17 protein-coding genes are annotated in these 19,776 nt (G+C 52.9%); 3 read left to right on the top strand and 14 right to left on the bottom strand.

Annotation, left to right across the window (positions count from 1 at the left end):
* The first annotated feature begins 104 nt into the window (after window positions 1-104).
* On the top strand, window positions 105-437 hold the full coding sequence (trxA, locus tag ACW9KT_RS04885; RefSeq protein ID WP_084446370.1) for a thioredoxin: 333 nt from the start codon (window positions 105-107) through the stop codon (window positions 435-437).
* Window positions 438-513: 76 nt separating this feature from the next.
* Here trxA and ACW9KT_RS04880 read toward each other — a convergent pair whose 3' ends face one another.
* The 3 genes from ACW9KT_RS04880 to ACW9KT_RS04870 all read right to left on the bottom strand — a co-directional run bounded on the left by ACW9KT_RS04880 (window position 514) and on the right by ACW9KT_RS04870 (window position 4,732).
* Window positions 514-1,476: a TonB family protein gene (locus ACW9KT_RS04880; RefSeq protein WP_457078242.1), complete on the bottom strand. Its 963-nt coding sequence runs from the start codon at window positions 1,474-1,476 to the stop codon at window positions 514-516.
* A gap of 122 nt (window positions 1,477-1,598) precedes the next feature.
* Window positions 1,599-2,063 (bottom strand): Lrp/AsnC ligand binding domain-containing protein, encoded by a 465-nt coding sequence (locus ACW9KT_RS04875; protein ID WP_133271814.1) that lies wholly within the window; start codon window positions 2,061-2,063, stop codon window positions 1,599-1,601.
* A gap of 485 nt (window positions 2,064-2,548) precedes the next feature.
* The gene (locus tag ACW9KT_RS04870) at window positions 2,549-4,732 is read right to left on the bottom strand and encodes a cytochrome c biogenesis protein CcdA (RefSeq protein WP_457078241.1); all 2,184 of its coding nucleotides are present in this window, start codon (window positions 4,730-4,732) and stop codon (window positions 2,549-2,551) included.
* A 202-nt stretch (window positions 4,733-4,934) separates the two neighbouring features.
* Between ACW9KT_RS04870 and ACW9KT_RS04865 the strand changes: the two genes are divergently transcribed.
* Window positions 4,935-6,266 (top strand): hemolysin family protein, encoded by a 1,332-nt coding sequence (locus ACW9KT_RS04865; RefSeq protein ID WP_457078240.1) that lies wholly within the window; start codon window positions 4,935-4,937, stop codon window positions 6,264-6,266.
* An 89-nt stretch (window positions 6,267-6,355) separates the two neighbouring features.
* On the opposite strand, the gene ACW9KT_RS04860 is transcribed toward ACW9KT_RS04865, so the two are convergent.
* The 9 genes from ACW9KT_RS04860 to ACW9KT_RS04820 form a co-directional block, all read right to left on the bottom strand.
* Entirely contained in the window at window positions 6,356-6,904 is a 549-nt protein-coding gene (locus ACW9KT_RS04860) for a hypothetical protein (protein WP_457078239.1), read from the bottom strand.
* 124 nt (window positions 6,905-7,028) lie between these two features.
* On the bottom strand, window positions 7,029-7,541 hold the full coding sequence (locus ACW9KT_RS04855; RefSeq protein WP_457078238.1) for a gamma carbonic anhydrase family protein: 513 nt from the start codon (window positions 7,539-7,541) through the stop codon (window positions 7,029-7,031).
* A 62-nt stretch (window positions 7,542-7,603) separates the two neighbouring features.
* The gene (locus ACW9KT_RS04850; protein ID WP_457078237.1) at window positions 7,604-8,581 is read right to left on the bottom strand and encodes a radical SAM protein; all 978 of its coding nucleotides are present in this window, start codon (window positions 8,579-8,581) and stop codon (window positions 7,604-7,606) included.
* A 31-nt stretch (window positions 8,582-8,612) separates the two neighbouring features.
* Entirely contained in the window at window positions 8,613-9,374 is a 762-nt protein-coding gene (locus ACW9KT_RS04845; RefSeq protein ID WP_457078236.1) for an endonuclease III domain-containing protein, read from the bottom strand.
* 121 nt (window positions 9,375-9,495) lie between these two features.
* Window positions 9,496-10,197, bottom strand: coding sequence for an OmpA family protein (locus tag ACW9KT_RS04840; RefSeq protein ID WP_457078235.1), 702 nt, complete (start codon window positions 10,195-10,197; stop codon window positions 9,496-9,498).
* A gap of 270 nt (window positions 10,198-10,467) precedes the next feature.
* Entirely contained in the window at window positions 10,468-10,770 is a 303-nt protein-coding gene (locus ACW9KT_RS04835) for a YMGG-like glycine zipper-containing protein (protein ID WP_457078234.1), read from the bottom strand.
* A 211-nt stretch (window positions 10,771-10,981) separates the two neighbouring features.
* Entirely contained in the window at window positions 10,982-11,728 is a 747-nt protein-coding gene (locus ACW9KT_RS04830; RefSeq protein WP_457078233.1) for an OmpA family protein, read from the bottom strand.
* A gap of 211 nt (window positions 11,729-11,939) precedes the next feature.
* Window positions 11,940-12,848 carry an acetyl-CoA carboxylase, carboxyltransferase subunit beta gene (gene accD / locus ACW9KT_RS04825; protein ID WP_457078232.1) on the bottom strand — a complete coding sequence of 303 codons (909 nt, stop codon included), beginning with the start codon at window positions 12,846-12,848 and terminating at the stop codon, window positions 11,940-11,942.
* A gap of 162 nt (window positions 12,849-13,010) precedes the next feature.
* Window positions 13,011-14,060 carry a class I fructose-bisphosphate aldolase gene (locus ACW9KT_RS04820; RefSeq protein ID WP_457078231.1) on the bottom strand — a complete coding sequence of 350 codons (1,050 nt, stop codon included), beginning with the start codon at window positions 14,058-14,060 and terminating at the stop codon, window positions 13,011-13,013.
* 172 nt (window positions 14,061-14,232) lie between these two features.
* Here ACW9KT_RS04820 and ACW9KT_RS04815 point away from each other — a divergent pair, with 172 nt between their 5' ends.
* The gene (locus ACW9KT_RS04815; protein WP_457078230.1) at window positions 14,233-15,225 is read left to right on the top strand and encodes an OmpA family protein; all 993 of its coding nucleotides are present in this window, start codon (window positions 14,233-14,235) and stop codon (window positions 15,223-15,225) included.
* A gap of 71 nt (window positions 15,226-15,296) precedes the next feature.
* Here ACW9KT_RS04815 and ACW9KT_RS04810 read toward each other — a convergent pair whose 3' ends face one another.
* Window positions 15,297-15,812, bottom strand: a complete 516-nt coding sequence (locus ACW9KT_RS04810; protein ID WP_457078229.1) for a hypothetical protein — start codon at window positions 15,810-15,812, stop codon at window positions 15,297-15,299.
* 116 nt (window positions 15,813-15,928) lie between these two features.
* A complete protein-coding gene (locus ACW9KT_RS04805; RefSeq protein ID WP_457078228.1) occupies window positions 15,929-18,754 on the bottom strand; it encodes a TonB-dependent receptor in 2,826 nt (941 codons plus the stop codon).
* Window positions 18,755-19,776 lie beyond the last annotated feature (1,022 nt).

Here is a 19,776-nt window from a genome sequence, read left to right as displayed (position 1 = left end):
AAACTGAACTTTCCGGCGTGCGGCTTGTTGAACTCCAATCTGCTACCTTGCGGCCCGTTTGCTCGTAAGCACTCAGATAACTACACCATTCAACCCCTACTATCATGGGACACAAAGCAATTGAAATCACCGATTCTAATTTTGAAGAAATAATCAACTCCGATAAGCCCGTGCTCGTGGATTTCTGGGCCGAGTGGTGTGGTCCGTGCCGCATGGTAGGCCCCGTAGTGGAGGAACTGGCCGGCGAGTACGAAGGCCGTGTTATTATCGGCAAAGTTGACGTTGATTCTAACCCGCAAACATCCGCCAAGTTTGGCATTCGCAGCATCCCGACGCTGCTCGTGTTTAAAAATGGCCAGATCGTGGATAAGCAAGTAGGTGCCGTGCCGAAGCATGTGTTGGCCCAAAAGCTAGACGCTCAAGTAACTGTAGCTTAAGCATATTTTTATATAAAAAAGCCCCCCAGACTAGGTCTGGGGGGCTTTTTTATTGAAATTCTTTCTGGTAAAGCAGCTAGAAGTTTGCGTCGGGGTTGCTGGCTCGCGCTTCCGTGGGCGGAGCCTGGGGCGGGAGTGAGTTGCCAAAGAGCGTAAAGCTAGGCGTGAAGTTGATAGCCACCGTGAAGGTCATGGCGGTGGGTAAGTTATACTCTCGGCCCGGCCGGAAAGCAGGCAGATTGGTTACTACACGCCGAGCTTCATTGTCGAGCTCGGGTGACAGGCCTCGCACCACGCGTACGTCGCTTACCCGCCCATCTTCACCCACAGTGTAATTCACAAACACCTGTCCGGTCAGATTGCGGCGACGTGCTTCCTTCGGGTATACCGTCGTTTGGTCGAGGTGGCGCAATAATGCTGCGTCGCCACCCGGAAACTCCGGCGGTTGCCGTTTTCGCGATGTACCGGTTAGCGCGGCTCCATCAGGGAGGTAGTACGTGAGGCTAAGTGTGCGGCCCGCGTACAGGCGCTCGATGGCGCTAAGCTGGCCCGTATCGTAGTAGTAGCGCCACTCGCCGTGGGGCTGGCCTTTTTGGTAGCGCCCTTCGGAGCGCTTTTGCCCGTTGCGGTGCACAGTCAGCCAAGGCCCCACACGCCGGCCCAGCTCGTACTCACCGCGGCTGCGTACGCGCCCATCTTCGTACCAGGCCACAAAAAGCCCCTGCGCCTTATTGTCGCGAAAATGCACTTGGCTGGCTTTAGCGCCTGTGGGGTACAGCCAGGTAAATAAGCCATTGCGCACTGGCGGCTCAATGGCAGTGAGCGTGCCGCGCAGCAACAGAGTGCCTACCAAAGAATATTCACGGACGCCGAATTCGGTGTCGCTGATCAGGTCAACGACCCGATAATGCGTGGCGCTGTCGGGCACCGTTTCCTCGTCTTGGGCATTCAAATAAACGGCTGGCAGTGTTTGTGCCCAGCCACTTTCGGGTAGCGAAAGGCACCCGGCTAACAACACAGTAAATAAAAATGCTTTCATACGCACGGAGAACGGCGAAGTGAAAAACGTACCTGCTAAATATAGCTACTACGTGTCATTGCGCAAGGATCAATCCAATTCTCAAGTCTCCTATACGTTGTGTAGCTGGCTCCTTATCAAGCCTAAAGTAACTGGATAGACCGGTTCAGGTTTTCCTCCAACGAGATAAGCGTTTCGGTGCGCTCGATGCCTTCGATAAGCTGAATTTGATCGTGGAGCACGTCGCGCAGGTGCTGGGTATCGCGGCACACAATGCGGGCGAAGAAGCCGTAGTTGCCGGTAGTGTAGTGAATGCTGATGACCTCAGGAATCTTACTGAGCAGCTTAGCTACGCTATCCGAGACCGAGCTTTTGGTCAAATAGATTCCTAGGAAGGCGCTGACTCCATAGCCTAACTTCTGATAGTCAACGCGTAAGGTAGAGCCTAGCACAATACCCAGCTCCTCCATGCGGGCCATGCGTACGTGCACCGTACCGCCAGACACATGCACCTTGCGGGCAATTTCGGTGTAGGGCATTTTCGCGTCAGCGATGAGTAGAGCGAGAATCTTGCGGTCTACATCGTCAAGTTCGTAATCACGAGCCATTTTTGGGGTCTTTCATTTAGTACATTGCAACAAAAATACTTATTTATTAAAAATAGTGTAAATTTTATTGCAAAAGCTTACCATATTTTTACTTTTCGGAAGCTTCTACTACATTTGTCATAATCAAACACGAAAGGTGGTTGAGCATCTTGTAGGATGATGGAATTGGTAGACATGCCCTCCTCTCTCGGGGGTAGAGATTCGGGAAAAACTGGTCCGGCGGCCGGCTAACTACTCTGTGGAGGTTCGAGCCCTCCTTCTACAGCTGATTGGGGAATATAAGTGGGAAGGGAAGTACCGGAACGTATCTGGGTGGGTACGTTCTTAATTGAGAGGCTGCATCTGGGTGGGTGCAGCCTTCTTTATTTTTCGTCCAGCCAACTTTTCTAAAACCTAAATACTAAAAAAGCCCCCCAGGAATTACCTGGGGGGCTTTTTTAGTGCGCAAATTCTTTACGACACACAAGTTCGGCCTACGCTCATCTTTATCGAGCGGCCATGGGCTGCGCCTGCCGACGATACTGGGCTAGGCCAGCATCCAAAAACTGAACGAAGCTCGTGACATCCGGCTCGTAGGCAATAGGCGGTACCAGCGGCTGGTTGCCGACTTCGGCATTGAGCAATACGTAGTAGGGCTGGGCATTTACGCCATATTCTACTATTTGAAAATCGGCGTTTTGCTTACCTAACGTGGTTTTTTGTTTGTTGTCACGTTTGGAGGTGTACCATTCGCTTTGGGGCAGTTCCTGCTTGTCGTCTACGTACAGCGCTACTACGATATAATCTTCGCGCAGGCGCTTAAGCACCTGCGGATCGCTCCACACCGTAGCTTCCATTTTGCGACAATTCACGCAGGCATGGCCAGTGAAGTCGATGAAAATGGGCTTTTTCTGGGCAATGGCGCACCGCTTCGCTTGCTCCAGATCGAAATAGCCTTGTAGGCCGTGCGGCAACTCCAAAAACCCCGCATGACGTGGCGGCTCACATAATTGATTAGCGACTGTAGTAGCTGGCACCCCTGAAACGCCCCCCGGTGCGGCCAACGTGAAGTCGCGGTTGGATTGGGGAGGCAAATACCCAGCTAGCAGCGGCAAGGGCGCACCAAACAAGCCGGGCACCAGATAAGTCATAAAGCTGAAGGCCAGCACCGCCAGCAACAGACGCGGCACACTTAGGTGTGTGAGTTCGCTATCGTGGGAAAGCTTGAATTTGCCCAGCAGATATAGCCCTAGCAAAGCCGACAGCACAATCCAGAGCACTAAGTACACGTCGCGGTTGAGCAAGCCCCAGTGGTAGGCCAAATCGGCCATGCTCAGGAATTTCAGAGCCAGCATCAGCTCCACAAAGCCTAGCACCACTTTCACGGTGTTCAGCCAGCCACCAGAGCGAGGCAGGCTTTTGAGCCAGGAAGGAAAGACAGCAAACAGTGTAAACGGCAAGGCGAAAGCCAATGAAAATCCAAACATGCCTACTACCGGCATAATCGTTTCGCCGCGAGCGGCCAGCCCCAGCACCGTAGCCACGATAGGACCAGTGCAGGAAAATGACACCAAAACCAGCGTGAAAGCCATGAAAAACACGCCCAGCCAACCGCCCTTATCGGCCTGCGCATCGGCTTTATTCACCAGCGAATTAGGCAGCGTGATTTCAAATAGCCCCAAGAACGACAGGCCAAACACTACGAACACGGCGAAGAATATCAGGTTGGGCAGCCAATGAGTTGCCATAAAATTAGGCCCATCTTCCCCCAGCAGGCGCGCTACGATGACACCGATGATCGTGTAAATCAGGATAATCGACAGTCCGTAGACTAGGGCCTTCAAGATGCCCCGCGCCCGGCTGTCGGTGCCGCCGGTGAAGAAAGAAACCGTCATGGGCACCATAGGAAACACGCAGGGCGTGATCAGGGCGGCCAAACCAGAGAAGAAGGCCAGCACGCCAAACCCCCACAGGCTTCCCGTGCCAGAGCCGCCGGCTGTTGCAGCTGTAGCGGGCGCCACCGTAACGGCGGGCGCGGCGGCTGCCGCTTGGGTTGTCGTAGCTGCTGTAGTGGCAGTCGGTTCTGAAGGTGCTGTTTCGGCGGTTAGAGAAGACGACGCAGCTTTACCGGGAGTGGGAGTTGCAGTTGTAGCTGTATTGGCTTGTGTAGTAGCTGGTGGCGCTACGGCACCAGTTCCAGCTGGGCCAGCCGCTACTTCGATAGGGCCGAAGGTGAGCGTTTCCTCACCAGGAATACAGCGACCGTCAACATCCGTGCAAGTCTGGTATTCTACGTCGGCTTTGATGGTGAGTGCGCCGGGCTGCAATAGCTTAATACGCTGGCGAATCTGGCCGGTCTTGTCGAAATAAGTTATGTCGCCTCCAAATACGTCGTCATACTTCTTTTTGGCTCCTATCGACTTCGGCTTGCCCACTACTGCGTAGGCGTCGCTTTTTGGAAATGTGAACGCAAAAACTGTTGGACCAAGATCGGGGTCGAAATCGGTGGCGTAAAGATGCCAAGTGTCGCTCATACGGGCGTTCACGATCAGCTCAATTTCGTCGCCTACCTTAGCCGTTGGCTGGCTGATAGTGGTGGAGAGCTTGGTAGGGGTGAGCACCTGCGCCCAGGCACTCGCGCCGGCGAGCAACAGCAACAGCAGGGAAAATAAAATTCGAGAGGGCAGCATAAGGTGATAATCAGTTCCAAGGCAAACAAAGTTCGTCAGGAAGTGTCACACTTGCGTGACCAGGGTTGCTCGGGGCTTGTATTACTGCCAATTTACCCCCCTAGCCCCGCATTGTTATCTTAGCTAGAACCGCTTGGACGGAATCTCGTACTTTTGTAGTTATAAAGGCGACTTGGCCGCGTGAGCCGAAGTTTCCGACATTATGGCTTTAAATATTCTTCTTACCATTTTGCTGGTGTTAGCAAATGGGTTTTTCGTAGCTGCCGAATTTGCTATCGTCAAGGTGCGTGCCTCTCAGATAGACTTGAAGGCGCAAGAGGGCAACCGCTTTGCGAAGGTAACGCAAGGCATTCTGGCCCACCTGGACGCGTATTTGTCTGCTACTCAGCTAGGTATCACCTTGGCTTCACTGGGCTTGGGCTGGATTGGCGAGGGCGTCGTTTCGCAGATTATCATTGCGCTCATGGAGCTTGTCGGCTTCCAGGCCGATCCGGCGCTGGCACACCGCATCGCGCTGCCAACCTCATTCGCCGTCATTACTGTCCTGCACATCGTCTTCGGCGAGCTGGCGCCTAAGTCGCTGGCGATACAGCGCCCCGAGTCGGTTAGCTTGTTTGTGGCGCTGCCTATGCAGTTCTTCTACTTTATTTTCCGCCCCTTTATCTGGGTGCTCAATGGGCTTTCCAATTTTTTCCTAAAACTCATTGGGGTTACGCCCATTCACGGCTCGGAGGTGCATACAGCCGAGGAGCTACGCATGCTGCTCGACCAAAGCAAGCAAAGCGGTGAGATTCAGGACTCGGAGCACGAGCTGATTGAAAACGTCTTTCAGTTCAACGACCGGATGGTAAAGCAGATCATGGTGCCTCGCACTAAGATTGCTGCCATCGATGTAAATGCCCCCCAGGATCAAGTATTAGAAACGGTGTACAGCGAGGGCTACTCTCGCATTCCGGTGTACGAAGGCTCCATCGATAATATCGTGGGGGTGCTGTACGTGAAAGACTTGCTTCAGCTTATTCGGCGCAGTGAGTCGGTGGAGCTAGCCAAGATCATGCGGCCCGCCTACTTCGTGCCCGAAACCAAGAAAATCAACCGCTTGCTGCGTCAGTTTCAACGCAAGCACATGCACATTGCTATTGTGTCGGATGAGTTTGGCGGCGTATCGGGCATCGTCACCATCGAAGATATAATCGAGGAGCTAGTAGGTGAGATTCAGGACGAGTATGATAACGAGGTGCCCGTGGTAGAAAAAGTATCGGCCGATGAGTATCGGGTGAATACCTCTACCGCCATTTCCGACGCTAACGAGTACCTTCCTTATCCCCTGCCCGAAGGCGACGACTACGAAACAGTAGGCGGTTTGCTCAACATGATTTACGGCAATATCCCGGAAGTAAACGACGTGGCTGTTGTCGATAACTATGAGTTCCGGGTTCTCCAACGCTCCCGCCGTGCCGTAGAGCTAGTCCAGCTTCGCGTGATTACGCCCGAGGAGCGAGAAGCCGAGGCCGGCGAGGCACTGAATCTGTAGACTGTATAGTTTTTGCCTATAGAAAAAGCCCCCTAGAACTCGTCTGGGGGGCTTTTTTTAGCTATAAGGTAGCTAATTAGGGAAGCAAGTTAATCACCGTTGATAAGTGCTATAACGAGCATGATGGCGCCTACTAGGAATGCAATAAGGCCTATTAGAGCAATAATACCTATTTCAGCAGCTCCTCCTAATAATAGCAATAGCAGACCAACACCTCCTACAATAGCAGCACGACCGGCTTTTGAAGCAGGTTGATTTACGGCTGCTGCATCCTGGTGCTTATCTAACTGCTTATCTACAGTGCGCACCAATTTATCAACGACTTTCTTAGGTACTGTAGTTAAAGTAAGCTTAGGAGCTGCTGCAGTTGGCTTTGCGTGCAATTTCGCTTTGCGTACCGGGGCTACAATAGCTGCTGGGCTAACAGGTGTTACTGCAGTCTCAGCAATTGCTGTTGAGCTAGAAGTAACTTCTGTAGCAGCATTTTCAGCAGTGCGAGCCGGTGCAACGCTTACACTCTGCTGTATCCCATGATAAGGTGAGGTATTGGGTTTAAAAGCGTAATCGGTACGGCTACACGACGACAGGGAAGCACTAGTCAATAAGGCTAGTGTGATGTAGGAATAAATTTTTCTCATGTTGAGATAACTACTAGATTAGGAAAAAATGAATGAAGAAGATGTGCCCAAAGTAAATAAGTATTTACGTAATTAAAACTCAATTATTCATATATTACAATCTATTAAAGCAATAATTACACTGTTATTCAAACCAGCTGGCGTACAACACATAATTATCCGCCGTGCGTGCCAGGTTAGCGCGTTGCTCCTCTGTTACAGGCTTGATCTTGCGGGCGGGAATGCCAGCGTACAGAAAGCCCGACTCACACTGCGTGTTTTCTAACACTACCGCTCCGGCCGCTATTATGCAGCCCGCTCCTACCACGGCGTGGTCCATCACGATGGCGCCCATACCGATGAGCACATCATCCTCTATGGTGCAGCCGTGCACAATAGCCCGGTGCCCAATGCTAACCCGGGCCCCAATCGTCGTAGCGGCTCGCTGATAAGTGCAATGAATGACGGCGCCATCCTGAATGTTGGTTCGTTCCCCGATGCGAATGCTGTTCACATCGCCACGGATGACCGCGTTAAACCATACAGTACAGTTGTTTCCCAGCACCACATCACCCACAATGGTAGCGTTGTCGGCCACGAAGCAGTCGGGGCCAAGCTGGGGGGCAATTCCCTTCACGGGAAGAATCAGAGCAGGCATAATGCGTTGCTTTATGGAAAGAAAAGATTTGACTTGCAATCAGAAGTTCACGCCAAGCAGCGCTACAACATCCGCCGCCAAGTGCCTTTCGCTAGGTTGTACTTGAGGGTACTTGGCAAGGCCTGCCAGAAATACTTGCTCGTCTCGACGGCAAAGCTGGGCTGCATATAGCAATTTATGGTGCAGCCTTCGCAAGCCGGCAAACGCCCTTCCAGCGCCGCCAGTTGCTGTACCTCTGCTGAACGGTACAGCTCATAGAGCTGACCATTGATAGGAAAGCTTTTCTCACCTAAATGATAGCAAGGCAGCACCAGCTCATTGCTGGGCGATATGACCAGCGTGGTACTAGCCGCCCGGCACACCGGCGCGGCTACGTGATTGCCGCCATCTTTGCGCAGCTGAATAAAGGCCTCATTCAGATACACTCCCTTGCGGCGGCCGAAAGCTGACAGATAATCTAGTTCGTCGTTGCTAAGCTGCTCGCCCGTAGCCACGCTGTTGTATTCGAAAGCCGGATTGATGATCAATATCAAGCCGTTGGGCTGGGTAATATCGCGGTACACGGCCTCTAGTTGCGCTAGGTTTTCGCGAAACACCGTGAATAGAATATCTGGCCGCTCGCCTAAGTCTTTGGCCACGCGAATGCTCTCCAGCACAAAATCGTAGCAGGCCACGCCGCGGCCTTTATCGTGTACCTCCTTCTCTGATGAGTCAAGGGAGAAGTGCAACATATCAACTTTGCCCCGCAAACGCTCGGCGTACTTGGGGTAAAGCAGGCAATTGGTGGTGAGCGTGGTGATAAAACCCATGTCGTGGGCTACGCCTACAAACTCATGAATCTGGCGGTGCAGCAGGGGCTCGCCGCCCGTAAAATCCACCACATTCACGCCCAAACGCTGCAAATCGTGCAGGTTTTGGATTACATCATCCAGTTGAATGTAGGGCGAAGGTTTCTCCCAGATGTCGCAGAACGAACAACGCGCATTGCACCGGTAAGTGACGTAGTAATTACACAGTACCGGATGACGAACGAGGCGCATAGCGGCAAAGGTAGCCCATTATGACCGACGACTAATGCGGCAGCTTGCCCCACGCTTCATCCCAACGCTTGGGCGTGGCGGCCAGCGCCTCGGGCGTAGCCGGACCATAATGCTCGAGATAGTAGTTGCAAAAGCCCTTTAGGGGGCATTTTGGGCAATCGGGCTTCAGAAACAAACAGATTTTTTGCCCGTGCCAGTAGTTGTGCTTATGGAAGTTAAGCAGTACCAGCGCATCGGCCGGCAGTTGAGTGAGCAGCAATTGATGCGCTTTGTCGGCGGAGGCTTTGGGCGGAATCATGCCTACGCGCTGGGCAATGCGGTGCACGTGCGTATCGACGGGCAGTACGGGCTTCTTAAAATTAAAAAGCAGCACCAACGAAGCCGTTTTCAGGCCAATACCGGGCATATCCATCAGCCAGGCCAAGCCCTTTTCGGTGGGCCAGTCCATGAGAAAATCCAAGGTAATAGTGCCGTGCTCGGCCTTGATGCGGCGCAGCACCTCCTGAATGCGTGGGGCTTGAGTATCGGGCCAGCGCGTGGTACGGATGGCGTGGGCCAGCTCCGTGGTTGGGGCAGCTATCACGCCTTCCCAATCACCAAATGCCTCCAGCATCCGATCATAAGCCAGTTCCTCGTCGGCGTGAGTAGTACGGTGTGAAAGAATGGTGGAAATCAGCTCACGCATGGGCGAGCGGCGGGAAGTTTCCAGCGTCAGCGGCGGGAAAAACTCATTCAGAATCCGATGGTTCTCGCGGGTCTTTTCCGCAGCCGGCGAGTCGTAGGTGGTTGGCATAGCCAGTTGTACCGACCAGCCCTACTCGAGGTTGCACGCTCGCCACCGAGCAGCTAAGACTGAGCACAAAAAAGCCCCCCAGAACTTTTCTGGGGGGCTTTTTTAAACTAAGTGCGCAAGCTTAGATGGTGCCGCGCTCGGCAGCCTTCTTCAGCTTTTCGTTAGCATAGATTGCCACCTCTACGCGACGGTTGGCAGTACGACCAGCTTCCGTTGCGTTATCAGCAATGGGCTGACGCGAACCGTAACCCTGAGTCTGGAAGCGGGAAGCTTCTACTCCTTGGCCTTGGGCGTAGTTAGCTACGGCCTGAGCCCGGCGCTGCGACAATGGGTCGTTGATAGCATCACTGCCCGTGTTATCGGTGTGGCCTTCTACTAGTACGTTCGTGTCGCCGTACTTTTTCAGGGTCGCAGCCAGCTCAGCAATGTTACTTTGAGCTTCTGAAGTCAAGTTAGAAGAGTTCTTTGCGAAGAGAATACCTGAGTCGAAGGTGATTTTAATGCCTTCGCCTACGCGCTCTACTTTGGCGCCGGCCATTTCACGCTGCAATTCGGCCGCTTGCTTATCCATACGACGGCCAATCAGGGCACCAGCACCACCACCTACCGCAGCACCAATGATGGCACCACCTGCGGTGCTGTTTTTGCCGCCAAGCACGCGGCCTAATACGCCACCAGCTACGGCACCAGCACCAGCACCGATCAAGCCGCCTTTAGCGGTTTTAGTCATTGGCTTTTTGGTAGTCGTTTGGGCCTGAGCGAAGTTGCCACCTAGTAGCAGTAGAGCCAGCAGGCAGGCGATGTACGAACGAGAGAGTTTCATAATGAGGGGTTTGTTTTGGTAGTTGTTAGCGGCAGCTTGTTGGCTGTGTTGATTCAGAATGGCTGCCGTACCATGCCGAAAGGCAACCACCTTGCCAAACTCTTGCGCATGGCAGCGTATTCAAGCAAAAACAGCTTTACGAAGCTCTAAGTGATTTTTTACCAGCTTTATACTCAACCGTAAAGATTTTGCTCATTGTCCTACTAAACGCAAAAAGGCCACCCCTAAGTGGGATGGCCTCTATTAGTAAGCGAATTACCGAGCTAACATTTAATCTTTGCGGGTATACTCGCGGTGGCGCTGGGGGTCTTTTTTCTTATCCCGTTTACGACCAATCAAGGCGCCGCTCACGGCGCCGGCGCCAGCACCGATGACGGCCCCTTTGCCACGGTCGCCTTTGCCGGCAATGATGGCACCAGCTGCCGCGCCTGTGCCGGCGCCAATAGCAGCGCCTTTACCTTTCCGGCTCCAGCCTTTTTTCTCTGTTCCGGTGTCCGACTGAGCAAAGGCAGCATTACTTCCTAAAAACAACATGGCCGCAACCATGGCAAAGTATAAGCGCAGATTCTTCATATTCTTTTCCGTTAAGTGATGGGAATGAGAACGGTGTAATCAGCGATTTAAACGGCAAGCACAACTTCTAGGTTAGCCAAACTGATTGCAAAATCCTACCACAAGCGCTGCCACACTGCAAACTGACTATCTGGCTTTTTGCAAAGCACAAAAAAAGGCCGCCCTATTGGACGGCCCTCTTTTCAACGGAGATAAACCGGTGAAGTAGCACTTACAAGCGACCTTCTTCAGCAGCTTTCTTCATCTTTTCGTTGGCATAGATAGCAATTTCTACGCGACGGTTGGCTTGCTTGCCAGCTTCTGTGGTGTTGTCGGCGATGGGCTGCGAAGAACCGTATCCCTTAGTCTGGATGCGGGAAGCATCTACACCCTTAGAGGTGGTATAGTTAGCTACGGCTTGAGCGCGACGCTCAGAAAGTGGCTGGTTGATGGCGTCTGAACCGCTAGCATCCGTGTGGCCCTCCACCAAGATGTTGGTATCGGGATACTTCTGGAGAGTAGCAGCCATTTTGTCGATTTCGGTCATTGAAGCCGGACGCAGCGTAGCAGCGTTCGTGTCAAACAGGATACCCGAGTCGAAAGTAATTTTGATGCCTTCACCTACGCGCTCTACTTTGGCGTTCTGCATGTCGCGCTGCAGCTCTTCAGCTTGCTTGTCCATGCGACGGCCAATCAGGGCACCACCCGTGCCACCTACTGCAGCACCAATGATAGCGCCTGCTGCTGTACCCGACTTACCACCGATTACACGACCTAATACAGCACCTGCTATGGCACCACTACCTGCACCAATAGCGCCACCCTTCGCGGTTTTGCTCATGCCCGTCTTACGAGGTCCAGTGCCGTTGCCCGTCGTATCGGGGCCGGTAGTGGTCGAGCCTTGCTGAGAGGTAGCGCACGAGCCTAGGAACAGGGTGAGAGCTAAGAAGAGAGAAAAAATTGAATTGGAGGATTTCATGGGAGTGTACTTGGTGAAACAGAAACTAAATGGTGAAATGAATGATTTCAGTGCTGCTTACTGGACTTTGCTTAAAAAAGTTTGTGGTTTGTCAGGTTATGCCTAACAAAAACCTTGCTACAACTATGCAGCCAAACCCGAAAGGCAAAATGCCCCTCAGAGCGCAAGTTCTTATCTCTGGGGGGCATTTTAGGTGCTTATCGTTTCAGGTTCAGGTAGTACCGGCCGTTCGTAGGCTGTGCCGCGCACTCGGCGCTTCTGCCACTAGTTCCGGCATGGGCCGAAGCATCATCAGCAAATCCGTCAGTTGAGCTTTGAGGTTTTTGCGGTCTACGATGAAGTCGAGAAATCCGTGCTCAAGCACAAACTCCGCGCTTTGGAAGTCCTTAGGCAAGTCTTTACCAATGGTTTCCTTGATAACCCGGGGGCCCGCGAAACCAATCAGCGCGCCCGGCTCGGAGATGTTAAAGTCGCCGAGCATGGCGTAGGAGGCGGTTACGCCGCCGGTGGTGGGGTCGGTGAGCAGGGAGATGTACGGAATGCCCGCCTCTGAAAGCAGAGCTAGCTTGGCCGACGTTTTGGCCATCTGCATAAGCGAGTAGCCTGCTTCCATCATGCGCGCGCCCCCCGACTTGGAAATCATTAGGAACGGGATGCGGTGCTGGCGGGCGTAGTCGATGGCACGAGCAATCTTCTCACCTACTACCGAGCCCATCGAGCCTCCAATAAATTTGAAATCCATGCAGGCTACCACCAGATCTTGGCCATTCAGGTGGCCGTGAGCCGTGCGCACCGCGTCGCGCAGACCGGTTTGCTGCTGTGTGGCGGCTATGCGCTGCGGGTAGCCCTTCGTATCGACGAAGTGCAGCGGATCGGCAGAGCTCATGTCGGCATCCAACTCCTTGAATTGGTTTTCGTCGAACAACACCTCGAAATACTCGGCCGAATCGATGCGGGCGTGGTGGTTACACTTGGCGCAGGTGTATTGCCGGCGCTTGTGCTCTGCCATAGCGGCCACCGTTTTGCACTCAGGACACTTGTACCACAAGCCGTCCGGGGTCTCTTTCTTCTCTTCCGTCGGAGTGACGATGCCTTTCTCTACGCGCTTAAACCAGGACATTTTGCTTCATTAATAAGTAACAGTTCCTACTTAAGTAGTAGTATCAAGAACGAAGTTTGCTCAAACCCTACTATACATCTTGCATCTTGTGCTTTTAAAACACGCTGTAGGCTGATGGGGGCTGCTTTGCTTTCTTCTTACTTACTACTTCTCAATTAAATCTTACGCCAGGGTCACCTCGTTGTCGAGGTACACATCCTGGATGGCGTTGAGCAGCTGAACTCCCTCGGCAAAAGGCCGCTGGAAGGCCTTGCGGCCCGAAATTAGCCCTTGCCCGCCCGCGCGCTTGTTCACAATGGCCGTCTTGATGGCTTGTTCCCGGTCGCCGTCGCCGAGGCTTTCGCCGCCCGAGTTAATCAGCCCAATGCGCCCCATGTAGCAGTTGGCTACCTGATAACGGGTTAAATCAATCGGGTGATCGGCCGACAGGCTCTCGTACATGGCCTTGTGGGTTTTGCCAAATTTCAGGTCACGGAAGCCGCCGTTGTTTTCGGGCAGCTTTTGTTTGATGATGTCGGCCTGAATGGTCACGCCCAGGTGGTTAGCCTGCCCCGTGAGGTCAGTAGCAACATGATAATCTTTTTCGCCCGTCTTGAAGGCGTTGTTGCGCGTGTAGCACCACAGCACCGTAGCCATACCCAGCTCATGGGCGCGCTCAAAAGCATGGCTTACTTCTACCAATTGCCGATTTGACTCCTCGGAGCCGAAATAAATAGTAGCTCCCACAGCCGTAGCGCCGAGGTTCCAAGCTTCTTCTACCGACCCAAACATGACCTGATCAAACTTATTGGGATAAGTCAGTAGCTCGTTATGGTTGATTTTAACCAGGAACGGAATCTTATGAGCGTATTTGCGGGCCACCGTACCAAACGTACCGAAAGTAGTAGCCACGGCATTGCACCCGCCTTCCACGGCTAGCTTAATGATGTTTTCGGGGTCGAAATACATCGGGTTGGGCCCGAAAGAAGCGCCGGCCGTATGCTCAATGCCCTGATCGACGGGCAGAATAGACATATAGCCCGTCCCGCTCAACCGACCATGATTGTAAAGCTGACCCAGAGAGCGGAGCACCTGCGGCGACCGATTGGAAGGCACAAAGCAATGATCCAAGAAATCGGGGCCGGGCTGATGCAGCAGGCTCTTATCAATTGTCTTGCACTCGTGCTGGAGCAGTGCCTGCGTGTCGGTGCTGTAGTCAGCGTACGTGGCCATTCGGGGTTTCTTGGGTGAGACGGGGGCGAAAAACTACGAAGGGCAAATATAGGTCGAAAATCTCTTCGCAAGAATGAAGGTTGGAAGTTGGGACACTGTGGGGCTACCTTGCCGCGGGGGACAGCGCTCGGTTACATTTGCCCCCCAGCTCTTTGCTAATCACCCTTCTATCGTGAAAAAAACTTCTACGCTCTTTCTCGGAACGCTGTGCCTGACGGCGGCTACTTTCTTACCCAGCTGCGTTGCTTCAAAAAAATACGACGACCTGCGCGCCCGCCAAACGGCCACTGAACAAGCCAAAAGCGACCTGGAGCGCAAGCAGCGCGAAGCCGTGGCGGAACTAAAAAAGGCCAGCGACGAGCTAGCCCAGCTCCGCCTTGACAACAAGCGCCTAGTAGCCGACTCGACCCAAACCGGCAATGTGCTGCGCAAAACCCAAAACCTCTACGGCGAGCTGAACAGCAGTTTTGAAAAATTACTTAAAAACACCGACCGCGCCCTGGCCGACAAATCGGCTGACTACAGCAAAGTAGCCCAGGACCTAGCCCGCCGTGAAGCCGAGTTGGGTAAAAGCCAGACGGAAATCGATAAGCTAACCGCCGACCTGAAAACCCGCGAGGCCCGCCTAGCCGAGCTACAGCAAGCCCTGGCCGAAAAAGACAAAGCCGTAAACGACCTGCGCGCCAAAGTGAGCAAGGCCCTGCTCAGCTTTAACGACAGCGACTTGCAAGTAAAACTCAAGGACGGCAAAGTGTATGTATCGCTCTCCGAGCAGTTGCTATTCAAATCGGGCTCCACCAAAGTTGACCCCAAAGGCCAGGACGCCCTGAAAAAGCTAGCCGCCGTGCTGCAGGAGCAGCGCGACGTGAACGTAGTAGTAGAAGGCCACACCGACGATGTGCCGATCAGCCGAGGCACCGCCGGCATGCAGGACAACTGGGACCTGAGTGTATTGCGCGCCACCGAAATTGCCCGCCTGCTGACGACCAGTGGCGTAACGCCGGAGCGTGTAACGGCTTCAGGTCGCTCGAAGTACGTGCCCATCGATGCGGCTACCACCCCAGTGGCTCGTCAGAAAAACCGTCGCACCGAAATTATTCTCACGCCCAAGCTCGACGAGCTGTTTCAGATTCTAGATTCCAATTCCAGCACTACTGCTAAATAGCTCGGCTCGTCAATCCCCATAAAAAAACCCTCCAGAACAGTTCTGGAGGGCTTTTTTATGGCGACAGTAAACTACCACACTACTTTCAATGCTTCTTCCATTTTGGTGAGTACGCCAAATTTTACTTTGGCCCTATCATATCGCAAACTGCTCTCACTGATTTCCCGCGCGGCTTCCTCCACGATGCGAAAGGCACTTTTGGCCGGCATCATCTCCATCCCGATAAACTCAGCTGGGTACGCGACTCCACTTCCGTACGCCGGCACGACGTAAATACCGGTGAGCTTCCAATCTGAGCCTATTTTGACGATTCTAAGTTTCATTTCGCCGGCCCTACTCGAAGCCGGCAAAGCCACTTTAGTCGTCAGAATACCCTGAGCGCGGTCCACTGTATCTAGCACGAAGCCTCGCTGCTGCAAATGCCGGGTCAGTTGGGTCAAAACCGAATCCGTGGGCACGGCAGTGGTGGCCCACACAATGTTGCTGCCTTTGGAGGGTTGAGTAAGCAATTGTTGGGCTTGAACTGGCTTGGCAAACCCGATTATGCTACCTAATACTAGAGACCATAGCAATTTTTGTCTAGGCATTTAGGCTACGTTTTGGCGCTGTTTATTCAGTGAACTGTTCATCCAAAGATCTGACCAAAAGAAAAGCCCCCCAGAACTGTTCTGGGGGGCTTTTTTAGTACTGTACAATCCAATGCTTAGTTTGTGGGCAAGGTCACATTCACGCGGGCAAAGTAGAAACCGCCATTGTAGCCAAACTGGTTTGGGTTGTAGATCGTGCGGCCCCGGTTGGTATTGTCTAGGCTGGAATTGTAGTTCAGCAGCGGATCGACAGCGAAGTTGGTAGCGCTGTTGCGAGGGTCAATCTTAAACTGATCCGGATATACATCAAACAGGTTGTTGACACCCACCATAACGCTTAGCTGCTTGGCTACCTGCACGCTCAGAGTTAGGTCAGTGACCCACTTAGCCGAAAAGGTCTGGTCGATGGACGAGAAGAGGAAGTTAGGGTTGCCAGCGGGGCTACCCAGGCGAGCATCCTTGAACTCTACAGCTCCAAAGCGCACAGTGCGGGCTTCGAGGGTAAACCTTCCCAAGGTATAATTAGCGCTCAGGTTAATTTTGCTGCGGGGCTGGGCCGACTCAATGCGGTTGCGCTGCTGGCGGTCAAACAACGTATTCTGCAGGCCCGTCTGGTCGGCATCGATGGTTGATGAGCTGTTGATTTTGCGCACGCGGGTTTGGTTGAAGTTAGCAGCCACCGTCAGGCCCAAGAGGCCCGGACCCACTTCCATGCGTTGGTTGGCCACAATGTCGATGCCACGAGTGCGCGTGTTGATAGCGTTAGCGAAGAACTGCACCTGGCTCACGGGCAGCGTTCCCAGAATGGCGGCTACCGTAGGATTGGCTCTACTAAACTGCGACGACAGCACAATGCGGTCCCGGATATCAATCTGGTAAGCATCAAGGGTGAGCGTAGCATTTTTCAGAATCCGCGCCGTAAGGCCTAGGCTATAGTTCACCGATTTTTCCTGCTTCAGCGCGGGGATACCAAATCCTTGCTGACCCGTGCCAGTGGGCGAGAAGCCGTTGCGGACAATCGGATTGTCATTGTTGACGGTAAGCACTTGATTGGGCGCGCCTTGCACAAACTGGGTACTGGTGTTGGTGAAGTAGCGCTGCTGTAGGGAAGGCGCCCGGAAGCCATTGCTGAGGGCACCACGCACGGCAACATCAGGCAGAATGCTGTAACGGGCGGCTACCTTGCCGCTTACGTTGTTGCCGAAGTCGCTGTAGCGCTCAGCCCGTCCGGCTATGCCCACGAGTAGCTTTTCCGTTAGGTCGCTTTCTAGGTCAATGTAGCCCGCGGTATTGGTACGCGAGCGGTTTACAGCATCGGAGGGTTGGTAGCCGGGGAACACCTGCGCTCCGGCAGCAGCTGGCGTGCCAGGCGATATGAGGCGGCCGTAGTTTTCGTAGGACCCACGCTCCCCTGCCTGTATCTGATAATTATCATCGCGGTATTCGCCCCCAAAGGCTACGTTCAACGTGCTCAGACCCGCTACATTATCGAAGTGCCGCGTAAAGTTCAGGTTGGTTGTATTCTGCCGGAAAGCAATGTTGCCCGCATAGAAGTTGGTGGGGCTAAGGCCAATAGGCAACGACGCGTTGAGCGTATTACTGATATCGAAGCGAATTTCGTTGCGCCCGAAGGTATTGCTCAGGTCTGCATCAAACCCAAGCACTTGAGCCCGCAAGCCGGTGATAATGGATTGATCGACAATAGTAGTGTTGATGAATGGCAGAAAACCGTTGGGATAAATAGTTGGATCTGTCTGCGTAATCTGGTTGGGAAGACGGTAAAACCCCGCTGCTCGGCCCGTGCGGCGGGTGCCGCCGGCCGTTACGTAGGCTTCTAGCCCAATGGCTGGCAGCAACTTGTAGCCAAAGTTCACGAAGCCACCATAGTTGCGGGCCTCCGATTGTCCCAGACGCAGGTTGCGGCGGTCGTAGCCGTTTTGAGCCACCAGCGCATCATCCTGGGCCTTTAGTTCGCGGCGGGCCTGCTCAGTATTAGCGCTAGCGGGGTAGCCACCATTCGAACCTAGGTAAATCAGCGGAGCCGTATCCACTCCCGAGCGGTTGGTATAGCTCCGGTTGCTGAACTGGCCGCTTATATCAAGGTAGCCTCGGCCGTTAAGGCCAATGCCCACGTTTGCATCCGCCTGATGCAAGTCCCCGTCGCCCTCGTAGGTTTGGCCGATGGTGCTGCTGGCTTGAACTCCAGTGGTATCATCTTTCAGCTGAATGTTGATCACGCCGGCAATAGCATCGGAGCCATACTGAGCGGCTGCTCCATCACGCAACACTTCTATGCGCTTGATGGAAGCATTAGGAATTGTGTTCAGGTCGGTGCCCACCGAGCCCCGGCCTACTGTGCCATTAATATTGACCAGGGCCGAGCTGTGGCGACGCTTGCCATTCACCAGCACCAGCACCTGATCGGGGCCAAGGCCGCGCAATGAGGCTGGATCAACGTGGTCGGTACCATCGGAAATAGCTTGGCGCGAAGACTGAAACGACGGCGCTACATACGTTAGAATCTGCGCTACATCCACCTGGGCGTAGGCTTTTATCTCGCGGGCTGAGATGACATCTACCGGCGAAGTGGTCAGAATATTTGAGCGGCCTTCGGTAGCGCGCGAACCTGTCACGACCACTTCATTCAGGTCGGTAGTAGCGTCTTGTAGGCGCACGTCGATGCTGGTGCGGCCGTTTACATTGATTTGTTGCGTGCCCGAGCCAATAGCCGAAAATACAAGCACTGCATCGGTGGGCACCTGAATCCGGTAGCGGCCGTCGTTGTCGGTGCTGGTGCCATTAGTAGTGCCTTTCTGTAGCACTGTCACGCCTGGCTGAGCAGAGCCATTGCCCCCCAACACGCGGCCGGTTACAGCAATGTTTTGGGCCCACGCTGGCACAATGGCTAGCATGAGCACTACAAGGAGTAGTAGTTTTTTCATAAAGAACAGAAGGGTTTGGAAGGGTAAAACGCCAATCAATAGTCAACAGCAGCATGCCATCTTCCGCAGTCGGACAAGGACTTAAAAGCACTTGCACTGCGTGCTTATTTTCCAGAAAGAATTAAGAAGCGTCGACTTATAATAGAGTCAGCAGCAACAACACGCGCCGGGTAGAACGGCGAGGCAAGTGTAAGTTGATGTTGAGAAAGAAGGCATTATTTCGGAAACGAAACTGCGTAATCGACTTGAAGTTGAAATTCTAGCTCTAGTATAAACGATTTATCTCTATATATTTTAAAATCAAAACTTTCCGAACACAAAAAAGTCCCCCAGTTTGATATGGGGGGCTTTTCATAACTGCTAGCACAAATTGTTGTTCTGTTTAAACAACCATTTTAAAGAATTGAAAGCTTCCTTTGACTTTGTGTTACATTGTCCACCTCAAATCAATAAGCTACAAAGCTATTACTATACTTTAATAATTTAATTTATTTAGTAATTAATTAGAATAAATCAATAACGCATAACCCTCTGAAAAAAATAATTACATTAATTATAATAATTGTTTTATAAGCATTATCTTCAAATAGGTTATAACCACCCTGTTTACTTACATCAACTCATCATTATTGCTAACCTCATCACTACTGCGGTGGCTTCGCTATTACGTTTGCCGCTCGGAAACACCTCACGCCTAAATTCTAGTCTCTAGGCGGTGCTCTAACAGCATATGAATTGCGCACACTTGAGGACTCATTATCTCTCAGTTTTTAATGAGGCTTAGAAGGCAAAACAGCGAGTTATTGGCTTGCCTTGCCCCAATTCGAAAAATTACCACCCAACTCCCCAGCAGTAGAGCTTGGCACCTAAGCTAGGCCCATCCCCTCGTGTTTCGACTAGTTAAAATTCCCTACTAGTTCGAGGCTGTTTCCCCATGCTGTAACTGCACCATTTGATAGCCTTGCTGCCGCACGGCTTTTCCATGATGTCAACCCCCTATGCACGTGCAGCTTTGGGCACTC

The organism is Hymenobacter sp. HD11105, from assembly GCF_054051685.1.
This window is presented reverse-complemented; position numbering and strand designations above follow the sequence as displayed.

Coding starts and splice junctions, on each gene's coding strand:
- trxA (WP_084446370.1), top strand. CDS start 105: ATGGGACACAAAGCAATTGAAATCACCGATTCTAATTTTGAAGAAATA.
- ACW9KT_RS04880 (WP_457078242.1), bottom strand. CDS start 1,476: ATGAAAGCATTTTTATTTACTGTGTTGTTAGCCGGGTGCCTTTCGCTA.
- ACW9KT_RS04875 (WP_133271814.1), bottom strand. CDS start 2,063: ATGGCTCGTGATTACGAACTTGACGATGTAGACCGCAAGATTCTCGCT.
- ACW9KT_RS04870 (WP_457078241.1), bottom strand. CDS start 4,732: ATGCTGCCCTCTCGAATTTTATTTTCCCTGCTGTTGCTGTTGCTCGCC.
- ACW9KT_RS04865 (WP_457078240.1), top strand. CDS start 4,935: ATGGCTTTAAATATTCTTCTTACCATTTTGCTGGTGTTAGCAAATGGG.
- ACW9KT_RS04860 (WP_457078239.1), bottom strand. CDS start 6,904: ATGAGAAAAATTTATTCCTACATCACACTAGCCTTATTGACTAGTGCT.
- ACW9KT_RS04855 (WP_457078238.1), bottom strand. CDS start 7,541: ATGCCTGCTCTGATTCTTCCCGTGAAGGGAATTGCCCCCCAGCTTGGC.
- ACW9KT_RS04850 (WP_457078237.1), bottom strand. CDS start 8,581: ATGCGCCTCGTTCGTCATCCGGTACTGTGTAATTACTACGTCACTTAC.
- ACW9KT_RS04845 (WP_457078236.1), bottom strand. CDS start 9,374: ATGCCAACCACCTACGACTCGCCGGCTGCGGAAAAGACCCGCGAGAAC.
- ACW9KT_RS04840 (WP_457078235.1), bottom strand. CDS start 10,197: ATGAAACTCTCTCGTTCGTACATCGCCTGCCTGCTGGCTCTACTGCTA.
- ACW9KT_RS04835 (WP_457078234.1), bottom strand. CDS start 10,770: ATGAAGAATCTGCGCTTATACTTTGCCATGGTTGCGGCCATGTTGTTT.
- ACW9KT_RS04830 (WP_457078233.1), bottom strand. CDS start 11,728: ATGAAATCCTCCAATTCAATTTTTTCTCTCTTCTTAGCTCTCACCCTG.
- accD (WP_457078232.1), bottom strand. CDS start 12,848: ATGTCCTGGTTTAAGCGCGTAGAGAAAGGCATCGTCACTCCGACGGAA.
- ACW9KT_RS04820 (WP_457078231.1), bottom strand. CDS start 14,060: ATGGCCACGTACGCTGACTACAGCACCGACACGCAGGCACTGCTCCAG.
- ACW9KT_RS04810 (WP_457078229.1), bottom strand. CDS start 15,812: ATGCCTAGACAAAAATTGCTATGGTCTCTAGTATTAGGTAGCATAATC.
- ACW9KT_RS04805 (WP_457078228.1), bottom strand. CDS start 18,754: ATGAAAAAACTACTACTCCTTGTAGTGCTCATGCTAGCCATTGTGCCA.